This window comes from Cellulomonas sp. zg-ZUI22 (assembly GCF_017353535.1).
GTDB lineage: Bacteria > Actinomycetota > Actinomycetes > Actinomycetales > Cellulomonadaceae > Cellulomonas > Cellulomonas wangleii.
Genome location: NZ_JAFMUZ010000004.1, coordinates 86,936 through 102,852, shown reverse-complemented (window position 1 = coordinate 102,852; position 15,917 = coordinate 86,936). Strand labels below are relative to the sequence as shown.

General features: G+C 76.1%; 15 protein-coding genes. 8 read left to right on the top strand and 7 right to left on the bottom strand.

Translation table 11 applies throughout. The features are described from left to right. Window positions 1–185 precede the first annotated feature (185 nt). Entirely contained in the window at window positions 186–2,114 is a 1,929-nt protein-coding gene (locus J1G43_RS13260; protein ID WP_207378620.1) for a glycoside hydrolase family 127 protein, read from the bottom strand. 328 nt (window positions 2,115–2,442) lie between these two features. Between J1G43_RS13260 and J1G43_RS13255 the strand changes: the two genes are divergently transcribed. The 4 genes from J1G43_RS13255 (at window position 2,443) to rlmC (ending at window position 5,744) form a co-directional block, all read left to right on the top strand. Further along, window positions 2,443–3,462, top strand: a complete 1,020-nt coding sequence (locus J1G43_RS13255) for a LacI family DNA-binding transcriptional regulator (protein ID WP_207378619.1) — start codon at window positions 2,443–2,445, stop codon at window positions 3,460–3,462. 171 nt (window positions 3,463–3,633) lie between these two features. Then, a complete protein-coding gene (locus J1G43_RS13250; RefSeq protein ID WP_207340692.1) occupies window positions 3,634–4,074 on the top strand; it encodes a helix-turn-helix transcriptional regulator in 441 nt (146 codons plus the stop codon). After that, the gene (locus J1G43_RS13245; protein ID WP_207370835.1) at window positions 4,071–4,559 is read left to right on the top strand and encodes an SRPBCC domain-containing protein; all 489 of its coding nucleotides are present in this window, start codon (window positions 4,071–4,073) and stop codon (window positions 4,557–4,559) included. The genes J1G43_RS13250 and J1G43_RS13245 overlap by 4 nt, the downstream gene beginning before the upstream one ends. Window positions 4,560–4,613: 54 nt before the next feature. Beyond that, window positions 4,614–5,744, top strand: a complete 1,131-nt coding sequence (gene rlmC / locus J1G43_RS13240; protein ID WP_207370834.1) for a 23S rRNA (uracil(747)-C(5))-methyltransferase RlmC — start codon at window positions 4,614–4,616, stop codon at window positions 5,742–5,744. 24 nt (window positions 5,745–5,768) lie between these two features. Here the strand turns inward: rlmC and J1G43_RS13235 are convergent, their stop codons facing one another. Further along, window positions 5,769–6,803, bottom strand: coding sequence for an MsnO8 family LLM class oxidoreductase (locus tag J1G43_RS13235; protein ID WP_207370833.1), 1,035 nt, complete (start codon window positions 6,801–6,803; stop codon window positions 5,769–5,771). A gap of 163 nt (window positions 6,804–6,966) precedes the next feature. Between J1G43_RS13235 and J1G43_RS13230 the strand changes: the two genes are divergently transcribed. Together J1G43_RS13230 and J1G43_RS13225 are read left to right on the top strand one after the other, a co-directional pair. Further along, on the top strand, window positions 6,967–7,749 hold the full coding sequence (locus J1G43_RS13230; protein ID WP_207340688.1) for an alpha/beta fold hydrolase: 783 nt from the start codon (window positions 6,967–6,969) through the stop codon (window positions 7,747–7,749). A 43-nt stretch (window positions 7,750–7,792) separates the two neighbouring features. Then, entirely contained in the window at window positions 7,793–8,224 is a 432-nt protein-coding gene (locus J1G43_RS13225) for a DUF5684 domain-containing protein (RefSeq protein WP_207340687.1), read from the top strand. Window positions 8,225–8,286: 62 nt separating this feature from the next. Here the strand turns inward: J1G43_RS13225 and J1G43_RS13220 are convergent, their stop codons facing one another. Then, window positions 8,287–9,687: an NYN domain-containing protein gene (locus tag J1G43_RS13220; RefSeq protein ID WP_207370832.1), complete on the bottom strand. Its 1,401-nt coding sequence runs from the start codon at window positions 9,685–9,687 to the stop codon at window positions 8,287–8,289. Window positions 9,688–9,775: 88 nt separating this feature from the next. On the opposite strand from J1G43_RS13220, the gene J1G43_RS13215 reads away from it, so the two are divergent. Together J1G43_RS13215 and J1G43_RS13210 are read left to right on the top strand one after the other, a co-directional pair. After that, window positions 9,776–10,042 (top strand): acylphosphatase, encoded by a 267-nt coding sequence (locus tag J1G43_RS13215; RefSeq protein ID WP_249670825.1) that lies wholly within the window; start codon window positions 9,776–9,778, stop codon window positions 10,040–10,042. After that, window positions 10,039–11,922, top strand: a complete 1,884-nt coding sequence (locus J1G43_RS13210) for a threonine/serine exporter ThrE family protein (RefSeq protein ID WP_207340684.1) — start codon at window positions 10,039–10,041, stop codon at window positions 11,920–11,922. The genes J1G43_RS13215 and J1G43_RS13210 overlap by 4 nt, the downstream gene beginning before the upstream one ends. A gap of 13 nt (window positions 11,923–11,935) precedes the next feature. On the opposite strand, the gene J1G43_RS13205 is transcribed toward J1G43_RS13210, so the two are convergent. The 4 genes from J1G43_RS13205 to J1G43_RS13190 form a co-directional block, all read right to left on the bottom strand. Further along, window positions 11,936–12,607, bottom strand: coding sequence for a hypothetical protein (locus J1G43_RS13205; protein ID WP_207378618.1), 672 nt, complete (start codon window positions 12,605–12,607; stop codon window positions 11,936–11,938). Window positions 12,608–12,655: 48 nt separating this feature from the next. Then, the gene (locus J1G43_RS13200) at window positions 12,656–13,555 is read right to left on the bottom strand and encodes an ABC transporter permease (protein ID WP_207378617.1); all 900 of its coding nucleotides are present in this window, start codon (window positions 13,553–13,555) and stop codon (window positions 12,656–12,658) included. Then, window positions 13,542–14,519 carry an ABC transporter ATP-binding protein gene (locus tag J1G43_RS13195; RefSeq protein WP_249670826.1) on the bottom strand — a complete coding sequence of 326 codons (978 nt, stop codon included), beginning with the start codon at window positions 14,517–14,519 and terminating at the stop codon, window positions 13,542–13,544. Before J1G43_RS13195 ends, J1G43_RS13200 begins: the two co-directional genes overlap by 14 nt. 71 nt (window positions 14,520–14,590) lie before the next feature. Continuing rightward, entirely contained in the window at window positions 14,591–15,847 is a 1,257-nt protein-coding gene (locus J1G43_RS13190) for a hypothetical protein (protein WP_207370828.1), read from the bottom strand. Window positions 15,848–15,917 lie beyond the last annotated feature (70 nt).

Here is a 15,917-nt window from a genome sequence, read left to right as displayed (position 1 = left end):
CACGCGAGTGCGGGAGCGCTCCCGCGGTCGTGACCTTAGGTGATGCAACGTCCCCCTGACAATCCGTTCGGTCCTGGTTTCGGGCGGTTGTCCGGGGTGCCGCAGGCATGACCCGTGACCCGGCGGACGCGCACGGCCGGGCACCCGTTGGGCGCGCCCGGCCGTGCGCGGTGCGGACCGCGCGGTCACACCACGGGCAGCCACACCCGCATCGTCGACGGACCGCGGTTGGCCCACGCGTGGTACGGGACCAACGGCACCAGCCGGTGGTCGTCGGGCGCGGGGGAGGGTGCCCCGCCGAAGGGCCAGGTGCGCTCCGCCAGGTCGCGCACCGCGACGGGCACGAGCACCTGGCCGTCCCGCTCCACGGGGGGCTCCTGCGTCGAGACGACGGCGGCCGCGACGTCCCGACCGAGGTCGGTCGACTCCAGGGCCAGCACGAGCGGCCCGCGCTCGACCGCGACCTGGCCGCGCACGGCGTCGACCCGCGGGTCCGCCCACGTCCAGCGGGCCGCGACCGGCAGGTCCAGCACGACCTGCGCCCCGGCGGCCGGGCCGGCGACGGTGACGTAGCCGGGCTCGGCCGCCCGGGACGATCCGTCGGCCGTCGTGACCTGCGCCCCGGTGGCCCACGCGGGCACCCGCAGCGTGAGGGTCCAGTCGTCCTGCGGTGCGGCGAGGGCGCGCACGACGACGCGCCCGTCGTGCGGGTACGCGGTCGTCACCTCGAGCTCGACCCGGCGGCCGTCACCGAGTGCGGCCCGGAGGGTCGCCGGTGCGTACTGGTGCAGCTGCACGCCGTCGTCGTCGACCGTGGCCACGTACGACGCCAGCGACGCGACCGTGCGGGTGACGTTCGTGGGGCAGCAGGACACCGCGAAGAACGGTGCCCGCAGGCTGGACGCCGCCCGCGGGCTGACCTCGTCGGGTGCGACCTCGCGTCCCGGTGTCCGCTGGTGGAGGGTGTTCGTGTAGTAGAACGCCCGTCCGTCCTGCGCGGGGGACGTGGCGACGACGTTGTAGAGCGCGCGCTCGACGGCGTCGGCGTGCAGGGCGTCCTGCGTCTGCAGCAGCAGCCGGTGGTCCACCATGACCGACCCGATGCCGGCGCACGTCTCCGCGTAGGCCCGGTCGGACGGCAGCTCGAAGTCCGCGCCGAACGACTCGCCCTCGTGGTGCGCGCCCATCCCGCCCGTCAGGTAGGTGCGGCGGGCCAGGGTCGTGCGGACCTGCCCGGCCACGGCGGCCAGCAGCTCGTCGTCGGCGTCCTCGACCGCGAGGTCCACGGCCGCGGCCGCCAGGTACAGGGCGCGCACGGCGTGCCCGGCGAGCACGGTCGCGTCGCGGACCGGCACGTCGTCCTGGAAGTACGTCGGCCCGAAGTCGATCTCACCGAGGGCGCCGTGCCCGCGTCGCTCGACGAACAGGCGCGCCTGGTCCAGGTAGCGCCGCTCCCCGGTGACCCGGTACAGCTCGACGAGCGCGACCTCGATCTCCGGGTGCCCGCACACGCCCTGGTGCGGCCCGTCGGGTCCGAAGACCTCGCACACGTGGTCGGCGGCCCGGACCGCGACGCGGACGATCTCGTCGTCGCCGTGGGTCCGTGCCCGCGCGACACCCGCCTGGACCAGGTGGCCGATGCAGTACAGCTCGTGCCCCCACTCCAGGTCCGACCAGCGCGGACGCTGCCCGGTGCGGCCGAACATCGTGCCGATGTAGCCGTCGGGCTCCTGCGCGGCCGCGACCCGGGCCGCCAGCGCGCGCAGCCGGCGGTCGAGGTCGGGGTCCCCGGTCCGGCCGACCTCCCAGGCCATGGCCTCGAGCAGCTTGTACGTCTCGGAGTCCGAGAACTCGCGGCCCCGGCGGTCCAGCGGCAGCCGCCCCTCGGCCGCGGCGTCGAAGTTGCCCGTCCAGCCCAGCCGCTCGAGCCAGCCCTCGACGTGCGCGATCATCGTCGACGCGTTGAGGTCCTGCAGGTCCCCCCAGAAGCCTCCGGTGATCCTGACCTCGTCGAGCCCCAGGGGACGCCAGGGGGAGCGGGACGGGGCAACGGGGCGGCCGTGGTCGGGGGTGCGGCTCGGGGGGTCGGTGCGGAGGATGTCGGACGAGGGCATGGCGTGCTCCGGTGGTGCTCGGTCCGGCGGCGCCGGACGGGGGGTGGCAGGAGGGGCTACTTCACCGCGCCGACGGTGAGCCGTCCATGAGCTGGCGGTAGGTGAGGCTGAAGACGACGAGGATCGGCAGCGACGTCAGGACGGCGAGGGCCGCGTCGCTGCGGCGGGCGCGGTGCGAGAACCGTCGGTCGAAAATCGCCGAAACCCTTTTCGGGACGTTATCAGCGGCCAGGCGGCGGGGTCAACCCTGCACGGCGTCGTGACGTTTTCGGGCATGATTGACCCGGCGGCACCCGGACGGGGGTCCGTCACCGAACGGAGGTCGACCATGGCGACGCGCGACACCCGGACGCGCCCGGTCACGCTGCGCGACGTCGCGCAGCTCGCCGGCGTGTCGGTGGCCACCGCGTCCAAGGCGCTCAACGGCAAGGCCGACGTCCACCCGGACACGCGGCGGCGCGTGCAGGAGGTCGCCGACCGTCTCGCGTTCACCCCCAACTCGCTCGCCCGCGCCATCACCGCCGGCCGCACCGGCACCGTCGGCCTGCTGACGCACGACCTCGAGGGTCGGTTCAGCCTGCCGATCCTCATGGGGGCCGAGGACGCGTTCGGCGCCGGGAGCACGTCGGTCTTCCTGTGCGACGCCCGCGAGGACGCGATCCGCGAGCAGCACCACCTGCGCGCCCTGCTGGGCCGGCGCGTCGACGGGCTCATCGTCGTCGGGTCGCGGACGGACTCCCGGTCCTCGCTCGGTCCCGACGTCCCGGTGCCGGTGGTGTACGCCTACGCGCCCTCCGACGACCCGGACGACGCGTCCGTCGTGCCCGACAACGTCTCGGCCGGACGGCTGGCCGCCGAGCACCTGCTCACGCTGGGCCGCCGGCGCATCGCGCACGTCTCCGGTGACCCGACCTACGCCGCCGCGCAGGACCGCGCCACCGGCGTGGGGCAGGCGCTCGCCGCCGCGGGCCTGGAGCAGGTCGGGCCGGTGCGCTTCGGCTCGTGGAGCGAGGCGTGGGGCCGGGCCGGGGTGAGCGCCGCCCTCGACGCGGACCCGGGCATCGACGCCGTCGTGTGCGGCTCGGACATGATCGCCCGCGGCGTCCTCGACGCGCTGCGGGAGCGGGGCGTGCGCGTCCCGCAGGACGTCGCGGTCATCGGGTTCGACAACTGGGAGCCGATGATCGCCGGCTCGCGCCCTGCCCTGACCAGCGTCGACATGAACTTCGAGACGATGGGGCGCCGGGCCGCGACCCGGCTGTTCTCCCGGATCGCGGGAGCCGCGGAGCGGGGCGTCGAGACGATCGCGCCCCGGGTCGTCGTGCGTGCCTCCACCGCGAGCGGCTGAGCCCGGCACGCACCCGGGTGCCGTGCGCGGCGGGTACGTCGACCCGCCGCCTCGGCGTCCGGCGGTCGTGCAGCGGGTCGACGACGGGCCGCCGGAACCGGGGCGCCCTCGCCATCGGGCTGTGCGGTGGGGTCTTGTGGGACGCGGTCGACGGGCATAACGTACAACCTTGTGGTTGTAGATCAACGAACCGACGAGGACCGGGCGGCGGACCGCCTGTTCCGGGCGCTGGCCGACACGACGCGGCGCGACATCTTGCGTCGCGTGCTCGTGGACGGCTCGTCCGTCTCGGCCCTGGCGGCGCGCTACGAGATGAGCTTCGCGGCCGTGCAGAAGCACGTCAGCGTGCTCGCGCAGGCGCACCTCGTGGTCAAGGAGCGTCACGGACGCGAGCAGATCGTCCGCGGCGACGTCGCGACCGTCCGGCGGGCGGCCGCCCTGCTCGAGCAGCTCGAGGAGCTGTGGGAAGCCCGCGTGGACCGCATGTCCGCCGTCCTGGCGGAGCTCGACCCGGGGCGTGGCCCCGCTCACGACCCGGCCGCCGATGCGGTCGGCCCTCAGCCCGCGGCCGCCGTGGCCCGGGTCGCACCCCGGACCGGAGGCACGCCATGACCGTCCTGAGCACCACGCCCGACACCACCGACCTGACCCTCGTCGTCGTCGCCGACCTCGCCGCCGCGCCCGAGCGCGCGTGGCGGCTGTGGGCCGAGCCGCGCACGCTGGAGCGCTGGTGGGGCCCGCCCACCTGGCCGGCCACCTTCGACGAGCACGACCTGCGGCCCGGTGGGGGTGCGAAGTACCACATGACCGGTCCCGACGGGACGACCGCGCACGGGTGGTGGACCTTCGTGGCGGTCGACGAGCCGCGGCGGATCGAGTTCGAGGACGGGTTCGCCGACGCGCACGGTGAGCCGGACACGTCGCTGCCGACGACCCGCATGGTGGTCGAGCTGCAGCCGGGCGGCACGGGCACGATCATGACCATCACCTCGCACTTCGCCTCCGCGGAGGCGCTCGAGCAGGTCCTCGCCATGGGCATGGCCGAGGGCATGCGGGAGGCCGTCGGGCAGATCGACGCGCTCCTCGCCGAGCTCTGACGCCCCGCCGTCCCGAGCTCTCTGACGGCGGGGTGCGGCACGTACCCTGGTGCCGTGCGCTGCGGGTACTTCGACGCGGGGGTGTGCCGCTCGTGCACCCTCCTCGCCGAGCCGTACCAGCAGCAGGTCGACGAGCAGCAGCGGCACGTGCGGGCGGTGCTGGGCGACCCGGGCGGCGTGACGTGGCTGCCGACCGTCACCAGCGCCGAGGCCGGCTTCCGCAACAAGGCGAAGATGGTCGTCGCCGGCACGGTCGACGCGCCGACCCTCGGCATCCTCGACGGCCACGGGCACGGCGTCGACCTGCAGGGCTGCCCCCTGTACCCGCCCGCCGTCTCGACCGCGTTCGCGCCGCTCGCCGCGTTCGTCACCCGCGCGCGGCTCACGCCGTACGACGTGCCGTCACGCAGCGGCGAGCTCAAGCACGTCATCGTCACCGGGTCGCCCGACGGCGAGCTCATGGTGCGGTTCGTGCTGCGCAGCACCGAGGCGCTGGCCCGGATCCGCAAGCACCTGCCCGGCCTGCAGGCCGACCTGCCGCACCTGGTCGTCGCGTCGGTCAACGTGCAGCCGGCGCACGCCGCCGTGCTCGAGGGGGACCGGGAGATCCTGCTCACGCAGCGCGAGACGCTCCGGATGCGGGTCAACGGCCTGGACCTGCACCTGCGGCCGCGCAGCTTCTTCCAGACGAACACCGAGGTCGCCGCCGCGCTCTACCGGCAGGCGGTGGCGTGGGCCGACGAGGCCGAGGTCGCGTCCGCCTGGGACCTCTACTGCGGTGTCGGCGGGTTCGCCCTGCACCTGGCGCGCCCCGGCCGTGACGTCGTCGGCGTGGAGAGCAGCGCCGAGGCGGTCGCGAGCGCGGAGCAGACGGCCCGCGACGCGGGCCTGCCCGGCACCCGCTTCCTGGCCGGCGACGCGACCGCCTTCGCGCTGGCCGCGCCCGACGTGCCCGACCTGGTGGTCGTGAACCCGCCGCGGCGCGGGCTCGGGGAGCCGCTGAGCCGCTGGCTGGAGTCCAGCGGGGTGCCGCGGGTCCTCTACTCGTCGTGCCACGCGGGCTCGCTGGCGCGCGACCTGGCGCACATGCCCTCGCTGCGGCTGGTGCGCGCGCAGGTGCTCGACATGTTCCCGCACACGACGCACCACGAGGTGCTCACGCTCCTGGAGCGCACGCCCGCGTGACCGGCCGCGGGCGCGTGACGTCCGTCAGGCCAGGGCCTCGGCGACCAGGCGCAGCGTCTGCTCCCGGGCGGGGGAGCGGTCCGCGGGGGTGCCGCGGGTGGCCCCCGCGATCGGCTGGAGCATGATCTCGTCGGTGCCGACCACGTCGGCCAGGGCGCGCAGCTGCGTCGCCGCCTGGTCGGGGTCGCCCACGACCCACGACGACGTCAGCGCGGCCACCCCCTCGTCGGCGGCGGCGGGCAGGGGCGTCGCCTCCGCGTCCTCGACGAGCTCCTGCGGCTCGAGCGTGAGCCCGGAGCGCAGCCGCCACATGCTGCGCACCTGCGGCAGGGCCAGACGCCGGGCCCCGTCCTCGGTGGCCGCCACCGCGACGTTCGCCACCGCGATCGTGCGGGGCTCCGCGAGCTCCGGCGAGGGCTGGAACGACCGGCGGTACAGGGCGACGGCCTCGGCGGTGCCGCGCCCGGCGAAGTGGTGCGCGAAGACGTAGGGCAGCCCCAGCCGCCCGGCGAGCTGCGCCGAGTACGTCGAGGACCCCAGCAGCCACAGCTGCGGCGTCGACACCGCGCGGGGGGTGGCGCGCAGCGGGTAGGTGGACGACCCCACGCGCACGTCCACGCCGTCGGGCCGGACCAGGGACGCCAGCGTCGCCACGTCCGCGTCGAACGTGTCCACGCCGTCGCCCGTCGCGCCGCGCCGCAGCAGGTGGCCGGTGACCGGGTCGGCGCCGGGCGCGCGGCCGATGCCGACGTCGACGCGGCCCGGGTACGCCGCCTCCAGGAGCGCGACCTGCTCCGCGACGACCAGCGGCGAGTGGTTGGGCAGCATGACGCCGCCGGACCCGACCCGCACCCGGGACGTCGCGGCCGCCACGAGAGCCATCAGCAGGGGCGCGTTGGTCGCGGCCACGGCGGGCATGTTGTGGTGCTCGGCGAGCCAGTACCGGCGGGCACCGACCTCGTCGGCGACGCGCGCGAGCGCGAGGGTCGCGGCGAGGGCGTCGGCGGTGGTCTGGTCGGAGCGGACGGGCACGAGGTCGAGCACGGAGATCGCGGTCACCCCTGGGGCAACCGCCGGTGCCGGCACCCCATTCCGGGCGGGTGCGCCCGCACCACGGTCGCCGTGGGCGTCGGCGCGCCCGGTGGCGCACTGCACGCCGGGGCCCCGGGCGGCCGCGGCGCCCGCCTCGGCGTCGCCTCCCCGCCGGGCCTAGGGTCGGGGCGTGAGCGAGACGGTCGCGGTGCGGTGCCCGGCGCCCGGGCGGCAGGTGGGGCCGCTGTGGGTCGTCACGCGCGGCTCGGGCCCCCCGCTGGTGCTGCTGCACGGCAACGGTGAGGACCACCACGTCTTCGACCGGATGGTGCCCGCCCTCGGCGCGGGACGCACGCTCGTGGGCATCGACTCGCGCGCGCACGGCCGCAGCCCGCGCGGCACGGGGCCGCTCAGCATCGCGCGGATGGCCGACGACGTCGCCGAGGTGCTCGACCTGCTGGGGCTGCGGCAGCCCGACGTGCTGGGGTTCTCCGACGGCGGCAACGTCGCCCTCGAGCTGGCCGTGCGCCGGCCGGACCGTGTGCGGCGCCTCGTCGTCGTGGGCGCCAACCTGTTCCCCGCGGGACTGACCGCCCGGGTGCAGGCGCGGGTCCGTGCCCTGCACGCGGTGGCGGGCCCGCTCGCGCGCGTCGTGCCGCGTCTGCGGGCGTTCGCGGAGCGCGTCGCGCTGATGGCCTGCGAGCCCCGCCTGGACCCCGCCGGGCTCGCGCGGGTCACGGCGCCGACGCTGGTCGTCGTGGGGGAGCGGGACGTCGTGGACCACGCGCACACGGGGCTCCTCGTGCGGTCCCTGCCGGACGCCCGGCTCGAGGTCGTCCCCCGGGCCGGCCACATGCTGCCGCGGGACCGGCCCGACCTGCTCGCGACGCTGACCGTCGGGTTCCTCACCGCCGGACCGACGGTTGCGCCGACCGGAGGAGCCGGTCCGGCACCTGCCCACGATCACGGGTGAGAACGGGGCACAGCGGGCTCACAGGGGCGCTAGCCTTCGCGCCATGTCCACATTTCTCACGGTCCCGCTCACCGACGCCGAGGCCGCTGCCGCCGCAGGTAGCGTGGTCGTCGCGCTGATCTTCAGCCTCGTCTTCTACGTCATCGGCTGCCTCGGCCTCATGGGCATCTTCACGAAGGCGGGCCAGCCGGGCTGGGCGGCCTTCGTCCCGATCTACAACACCATCGTCCTGCTGCAGGTCGTGGGCCGGCCCCTGTGGTGGTTCCTGCTGCTCCTGGTCCCGGGCGTCAACGTGGTCGCGCTGATCATCATCATGCACGACCTGTCGAAGTCGTTCGGCCACGACGCCGGCTTCACCGTCGGGCTGGTGCTGCTGTCCGTCGTCTTCACCTGGATCCTGTGGCTCGGCTCGAGCACCTACCGCGGCCCGGCCGCAGCCGCCGCGGGGTCGACGCAGCGCCCCTCGTACGCCTGACACCCGCCCACCCCTCCCGGCCCGGTCGCCCACGTGGCGGCCGGGCCGGCCTGCGTCCGGGGTCAGGTGGTGACCAGACCGCCGCCCACCCAGGCGCGGATGGCGGCCGCGTCGCCGTTGGTCAGCTCCATGCGCGCACCGCGGCACAGCCCGATGACGTTGTCGGTCCACGCCCGGGCCACCTTCTCCGCACCGGGGTCCCCGTCCAGCGACAGCCCGGTGTACAGGACACCCGAGATCACGAAGTTGACGGTCGAGCGGCCGACCTTGGTGCCCGACTGCTGGCACGCCTCGTGGACGCGGCGCGACGTGGCGACGCGGTCGAAGGGGTGGGCCGCGACGTCCGACGCGAGGGTCTTGAGCAGCACCCGGTACTGGGCCTGGCTCAGACCCGGTGTGTCGGTGACGGCGATGACCTGACGCTGCAGCTCGTTGGGGGCCGTGTCGGCCACCGCACCCGGCAGGTCGGCCTCGCCGAAGCGCTGCGGGTCCCACACGTGCCCCGGCGGGCGCGTCGACACGTCGAGGTCCGGCACCGCGCGCCCCAGCCACGCCGTGAAGTTGCCGGCGCCGGCCCACTGCGTCGTCGCGAGGGACGGGTCGGCGGTCTGCGCGACCTGTGCGGCCGCGCCCAGCGGCAACGGTGCGTCGGCGGTGCGCACCGCGCGTCGCACGGCCCGCCGGGCCCGCGCCTCACCCTCGTCCATGACCCGCTCGGCGACCCGCGCCCGGGCCGGCGTGCGCGCCGGTGCGGCGGCGGGTGCCGGCTCGTCGGGCGTCTCCTTGGCGGATGACCTGCCGGATCCGCGCGACCCGCGGGTCGCGGCGGGCGGCGTCGCCGCCGCGGCGACCGGGTCGGCGGCCGGCTCGACCGCGGCCGGCTCGGCGGGCGTCGGCACCACGGCGGGCTCCGCGTCCAGCGTGGACGCGGTCTGGGTGACGAGGTCGGCCAGCGCGTCCGCGCCGATGACCGTGTCCGCGACCGAGCGGTACGCCGACGCGGCGGGCGACGCTGTGATGATCGTCACGCGCCGGTCGTCCGCGCGGCAGCGCTGCGCGAGCGGCGTGAAGTCCGCGTCGGCGGAGACGATGACGAACTCGTCGTACCGCGTGGTGGCCGCCAGCGCGTCCACCGCGTCGAGGACGAGGTTGATGTCGGCGCTGGACTTGCCCTGCTGCGTGAGCGACGGGCAGTCCACCACCTGGAAGCCGGCCCGCGTGAAGTTGGGACGGAACCGGGAGTACACCGACGGGTTGAGGTAGCACGCGCGCACCAGGAAGCGGCGCGTCAGGTCCCCGTCGACGTCGGAGCCCTGGCTGAGCTCGGACAGCCAGTGGGCGGGGTCGGTGGCGAACGCCTCCGCCGCCTGCGGGTCCAGGCGTGCCAGGCCGATGTACACGTTGTCGAAGTCGACGAACAGCGCCGAGCGCAGCCGCCGGGGCGGGTCGGGGTTGATGGTCACGACCCCCATCCTGCCGTCCCTCCCGCCGTGCTCGCCCCCCGGTGCGTCGGTAACCTGCCCACAGGGCGGGCGGGGAGCGGAGGACCGGGTGCACAGACGGGTCGTCGTGCGCGGCGTGGTGCAGGGGGTCGGCTTCCGCTGGTCCTGCGCGCAGGAGGCCGCCCGTCTCGGTGTCGCGGGCTGGGTGCGCAACCGCCCGGACGGCGCCGTGGAGACCGCGGTCGAGGGCGCGCCGGAGCAGGTCGACGCCATGCTGGCGTTCCTGGCCCGCGGCCCGCGGCACGCACGGGTCACCGGCCTCGAGGTCCACGAAGCACCACCGCAGGGGCTGACGACGTTCGAGGTCGAGCCGTGACGGTGCTGCCGACGTCCCTCACAGGTCTCGGGCTCCCCACCGGCCTGGAGCTCCTCGAGCCGCTCGAGCCCGTCGATCCCGTCCTGCCCGTCGAGCCGGAGGAGACGGTCGCACCCGAGCCGACGGTGAGCGCGCCGGCGCCGACACCCACGGCCAGCGCACCGGTGGCCACGGCCCCGCCCGTCGAGGCCACGCCCGAGGCGACGCCGGGCGAGGGCGTCGCCCCGCTCCCGACCGCCGAACCGACGGCCGCGCCCACGGCTCCCGCACCGGTCGTCCCGACCACCCCGACGACCGAGCCCGCCGTCCAGGTCCCGGCGTTCTCCTCGCGCCCCGCGGTCGTGGAGTCGAACGTGCCGTGGGTGGTGGTGGCGCTGGCCGCGGTCGTGCTCGTGGCTGCGGCGGCCGGGCTGTGGTGGTGGTGGCGCAGGGCCGTCGCCGAGCGTCGTGCGGGTGACGGGGCGTCCGCCGGTGGCACGGCCGACGACGTGACGGGCGCCCGCCGTGGCGGGCCCGCCACCGCCGCGACGACGATGCCGCTGCCACGGGTCGGTGACGACGCCGACGCGACGCTCGTGCTCCCGACGGGGGAGGGCTCCCCGGGTCCGGGCACCCCCGAGGCGGAGGCGTTCTCGGCGCGCGTGGACGTCACCGTGCAGCTGCTCGTCCGGCTCGGTGAGGCGATGATCGACGCCGGGTCGCCCATCGTGCAGGTCAACTCCACGCTCCAGCGGGTGGCCGCCGTCAACGGGCTGCCCGACGCGGCCGTCGTCACGTTCCCGACGGCGCTCATCGTCTCGGTGCCGCAGCACGACACCGTGCAGACGGCCGTGTCGACGGCCGGCAGCCGCGCGCTGCGGCTCGACCAGGTCTCCGACGTGCTGGACCTGGCCAACTCCGCCCAGCGCGGCGACGTGCGGCCGCGCGAGGCCCTGGAGCAACTGCAGAGGATCGTGGCCTCGGACCCGGCGACGTCGACCGCGCGGCGCGCGGCGGGCTACGTGGCCGTCGCCGCCGGCTTGTCCATGGTGCTCGGCGGCGGGTGGCTCGACACCCTGGTGGCGGCCGCGCTCGGGGGCGTGGTCGCCGTGCTGACCGCGGCGACCCGGCGGGTGCCCCCTGTCTACCAGGGGCTGATCGTGGCGGTCTGCGCGTTCGTCGTCGCGGTGCCGGTGCTGCTGCTGGTGCGCACCGGCTGGTCCGTGGGGCTGCTGGCCCCGCTGGTGGCGCCGCTGGTGACGTTCCTGCCGGGAGCGCTGCTCACCACGGGGGTCATCGACCTGGCCACGCGGCAGATGATCGCGGGGTCGTCCCGTCTCGCGGCGGGCGTCATGCAGCTGGTCCTGCTGGCCCTGGGGATCACGGCCGCCGCCGGCCTGGTCGGCGTGCCCGCGGCGGACGTCGGCAGCACGGGGGCCGACCACCCCCTGGGCTGGGTCGCGACCTGGCTCGGGGTGCTCGTGTACGCCGTGGGCGTCACGACCAACAACGAGGCGCACCGCGGGTCGTTGCCGTGGATCACGCTCGTGCTGGTGGTCGGGTACGCCGGGCAGGTGCTGGGCGGCGTGCTGTTCGGGGCGGTCGTGTCGTCGTTCGTCGGGGCGCTGGCGATGACGCCGGTCGCGATGCTCGCGGCCGCCCGGCGCGGGGGACCGCCGTTCCTCGTGACGTTCCTGCCCGGGTTCTGGCTGCTGGTGCCCGGTGCGCTCGGCCTGGTCGGCGTGACCTCCGCGCTGGGGCGCTCGACCGACCAGGCGATCACGACCATCGTCACCACGGGCGTGTCCATGGTGGCCATCAGCCTGGGCGTGCTCGCGGGCCTCGCGCTCGGCGCGGGCATGCAGCGCCGGCTCGCACCCGACGCGGCCCGGATCGTCTGACGGCGCCGGCCGGCTACTCCGACCGGCGCACGACCGCCGCGGCGCGCGCCGCCAGCAGGCCACCCACCCCGGTGCGCCCTGCGCGCAGCCGCGTGAACGCCTCCGCGCCCGGGCCGCCGGGCACGCGCCGCGGCAGCGAGTCGACGGCCACGAGCCACTGCGGCCACCCGAGCAGCCGGCACACGGCCATCAGCCGCTCCGACTCCGACTCGGACTCACCGAGCTCCTCGGCCAGCAGCGCCGTGAGGTCGTCGGCGGCCTCCGGGTGCCCGGCGAGCGTCGCCAGGCCGCGGACCCCCTCGAGGCCCTCCGTCCCGTAGGCCTCGTCGTCGTGCGGGTACGCCACGTGGGCGTCGGAGACGTAGTCGGTGACCGGGACGGCGCCGTCGGACGCCCACAGGCGCAGCAGACGGTCCCGCTGCACGAGCACGGCGACCGCCACCGTGGTCAGGTCCTGCGCCACGACGGCGGCCAGGTCGTCGACCCGGCGCCGGTGCGCGGCGACGTGGCCGCGCGCGTGCTCCGGCACGGCCACGACCCAGCCGTCGTCCTGCGGGCCCACCCAGCCGGAGAACCGCTCCCGCGTCAGTGCCGCCAGCACGTCGGACCGCTCCGCCCGCACGAGCAGCGCGGCGTAGGTCAGCCCCTCCGGCCCCGCGACCGGCTCCGTCCCGTACACGCTCACGCACCGAGTCTGGCACCGGGACGCCCCGGCGGGCGCCCGGTGCGCCGGTCAGGACGTGACGTCGGCGGTGGTGAACCGGGCCCACGCCAGGGCACCGAACACCACGACCCAGCCCGCCTGCACGGCCAGCCCCTGCGCCAGCACGTCCACCGAGGGGACGATGCGCAGCATCTCGGCGAAGTCGAACCAGTGGTGCGTCAGCAGCGCCGGGTGGATCACCGCGACCTGCGGCAGCTGGTCCAGGACGCTGGAGACGACGGCCACCACCACCGTGGCCGCCATCGCGCCCACCGGCACCTCCGTGAGGGTGGAGAAGAACAGGCCCACGGCCACGAGCCCGGTCATCGACAGCCCGACGTACGCCACGACCCCCGCGACCCGCAGCACGCCCTCGCCGAGCGGGACGGTGTCGCCGGACAGCAGCGTGAGGTCGCCGACCCCGAACAGCACGGCGCCGGTCACCAGCCCCACCACGGCGATCGCCAGCACCGCCGCCGCGGCGAACGTGAGCGCACCGAGTGCCTTGACGGCGAGCAGCCGCCCGCGCGCGACGGGCACCACGAGCAGGTAGCGCAGGGTCCCGGCGGACGCCTCGCCCGCGATCGCGTCGCCCGACGCGATGCCGATGGTCAGCGGCAGCAGGAACGGCGTGCACAGGAACAGCGACGCCACGACGAGGAACAGCCCGTTGCCCGTCACGCTGGCCACGAACGGGGGCCCCTGGCCGGCCAGGCCCGCGTCCTGCGCCAGGCGCAGCACGACGCCCAGCAGCAGCGGGACGAACGCCAGGCCGACGAGCAGCACCACGTTGCGGCGTCGGCGCAGCACCAGGCGGAGCTCGGAGCGCACCAGGCGGCCCAGCGCCCCGGGGTGCCGGCTGGGCGTGTCGGCCTCCCGGACGGCGGGCACGGGTCGCGGCTCCGCCGCGGCGGTCTCAACGGGCGACATCGAAGCCCTCCCCGGTCAGCTCGACGAACACCTGCTCCAGCGAGGGTCGGCGCACGTCGAAGGCGAGCAGGCCGACACCGGCGCGCACCAGGGCCGCCGCGACGTCCTGCGGTGCGGGCCGCTCGCGGCCGTCGTCGGCCGCGTCCGAGGCGACGACGGTGACGCCGCCGTCCACGACGCCCTGCTCGACCGTGACGTCGACCAGTCCGAGGCGGCGCAGCTCGACCACGGCCGCGTCGACGTCCGCCGGTGCCGTGCGGACCATGACGTGCGCGGCCCGCCGTGCCGTGAGGTCGGCGCGCGGGCCCTGCAGCAGCAGCCGCCCGCCACCCATGATCCCGACGTGCGTGCAGACCTGCTCGATCTCCGCGAGCAGGTGCGAGGACACCAGCACGGTGGTCCCGGCGTCGGCCAGCTCGCGCACCAGGTGCCGCACCTCCCGCGTGCCCTGCGGGTCCAGGCCGTTGGTGGGCTCGTCGAGCACCAGCAGGTCACGCGGGCGCAGCAGCGCGGCGGCGAGCCCGAGGCGCTGCTTCATGCCCAGCGAGTACTGCCGGTAGCGCTTGTCGGCCGCGGCGCCCAGGCCCACGCGGTCCAGCGCGGCGTCGGACCGGGCGCGGGCGGTGCGCGGGTCCGCCGACGCGTCGACGGCGTCCAGCCGCGCGAGGTTGGCCCGCCCCGACAGGTACGGCTGGAACGCCGGGCCCTCGACGAGCGCGCCCACCCGCGGCAGCACGCGCCCGGCGTCCCGGGGCATCGGTGAGCCCAGCAGGTGCACCTCGCCCGCGGTGGGGGCCACCAGGCCCAGCAGCATGCGGATCGTCGTGGTCTTGCCCGACCCGTTGGGTCCCAGGAACCCGTAGACCGCCCCACGCGGCACGAGCAGGTCGACACGGTCGACGGCGACCTGACCCGTACGGAACCGCTTGGTCAGGCCGTGCGTGCGGACCGCGTCGTCACCCACCGCACCAGGGTGCGGCACGACGGGCGCCGACGCGGGGGCGGCCGCCGTGGCGGTCGCCCCCGCGGGCGTCGTCACGCGTCCGCCGCCGCGCGCAGCACGTCCACCGGCACGGACCCGACCAGCACGCGGCCGTCGTCGAGGACCAGCACGGACAGCAGCGTCGAGGTCAGCGCCCGGCCGCCCTCGACGGGCGTGGTCAGCTGGTCGTACAGCGCCCCCGCGTCCAGCTCGACGCCGGGACCGTCGCCCTCGGGCATGAAGTCCTCGGCCAGGTCCTGCGCGCCCTCACCGCCGAGCGGCCCGTCCGCCGCCGGGCCGTCGCCGAGGGCGGACGGGTCGCCCGCCAGCAGCGCCGCGACGTCGACGTCGCTGAGCTCGACGACCGTGTCCCAGCCGCTGCCGCTGACGCGCACGCCCTCGGGCGCCGTCATCGCCTCCGGGTCCGCCGGCAGGCCCTGCGCCGCGTCCGCGGCCGCGGCGTGCGCCGCGGCGTCCGGCAGCGGGACGGTCACCTCGCGGACCTCGGCCCCGGGGGGCGCGGAGAACGTCAGGACCGCCTCGCCCGGGTCGGCGAACGTCACGTCGGTGAAGCCGACCTCGAGCGCCGGCGTCGCGGCCTCGTCGCTGCTCCAGACCTGCACCCGCAGCGGGGTCCACGTCGCGGCGTCCACGGCCACGACGATCCGCGCCACGAGGGTGGTGGTGCTGCGCGGCGTCACGACCACCTGGTAGGCGTCGCGGCCCGCGACGGTCGTGACGGCGTCCACGCCGACCGTCGCGTCCTTCTCGGCCCGCTCGAGCGCCTCGCGGCCCAGCTCGTCGGGGCTGGGCAGGTCGGCCGGCGGGGTCGCGGTGGCCGCCAGCTCCTGGGCCCGCGCGGCGTCCTGCGGCGAGAGCGCGTAGTGCACGACCTCGTCGTCGGACGACGAGTACGTCCACGCCTGGGTGGCGTCGGTCACGACCGAGTACTCCGAGGCGGTGCCCAGCAGGGACACGCGCGAGCGCTCCTGGCCGTCGGTCCACACCCGCAGCGTCGTCGAGCCGCTGAGCAGGCTGACGGGGTCGGCGCCCGACGCCTGCGTCAGGCTCAGCTCCGGCAGGCCCAGGCGGGCGGTGTGCACGACCGTGCCGGACAGCGCCTGCGGCTCGGCGGCCGCGACGCGGTCCAGCAGCTCGGCCGCCGAGACCTCCGGCAGGCCGGCGGAGTCGGCCGACGCGAGCAGCGGGGGCGCCGCGAACGCCGCGGCGACGGCCACGACCGCGGTGGCGGGCACGGCCCACGCGGTGCGCAGCCGCGGGCGGGCGGGGGAGGCGGGTGCGGTGTCCATGCCACCACTCTGCGCGCACCGGCCTGAGCGGACGCTGAGACGCCGACCGCGGCGGGCACCGCGGTCGGAG

Bases quoted from the DNA above. Each gene is read 5' to 3' on its own strand.
- J1G43_RS13225 (WP_207340687.1), top strand. From the start codon at position 7,793: ATGTCCACATTTCTCACGGTCCCGCTCACCGACGCCGAGGCCGCTGCC.
- J1G43_RS13260 (WP_207378620.1), bottom strand. From the start codon at position 2,114: ATGCCCTCGTCCGACATCCTCCGCACCGACCCCCCGAGCCGCACCCCC.
- J1G43_RS13200 (WP_207378617.1), bottom strand. From the start codon at position 13,555: ATGTCGCCCGTTGAGACCGCCGCGGCGGAGCCGCGACCCGTGCCCGCC.
- J1G43_RS13190 (WP_207370828.1), bottom strand. From the start codon at position 15,847: ATGGACACCGCACCCGCCTCCCCCGCCCGCCCGCGGCTGCGCACCGCG.
- J1G43_RS13255 (WP_207378619.1), top strand. From the start codon at position 2,443: ATGGCGACGCGCGACACCCGGACGCGCCCGGTCACGCTGCGCGACGTC.
- J1G43_RS13245 (WP_207370835.1), top strand. From the start codon at position 4,071: ATGACCGTCCTGAGCACCACGCCCGACACCACCGACCTGACCCTCGTC.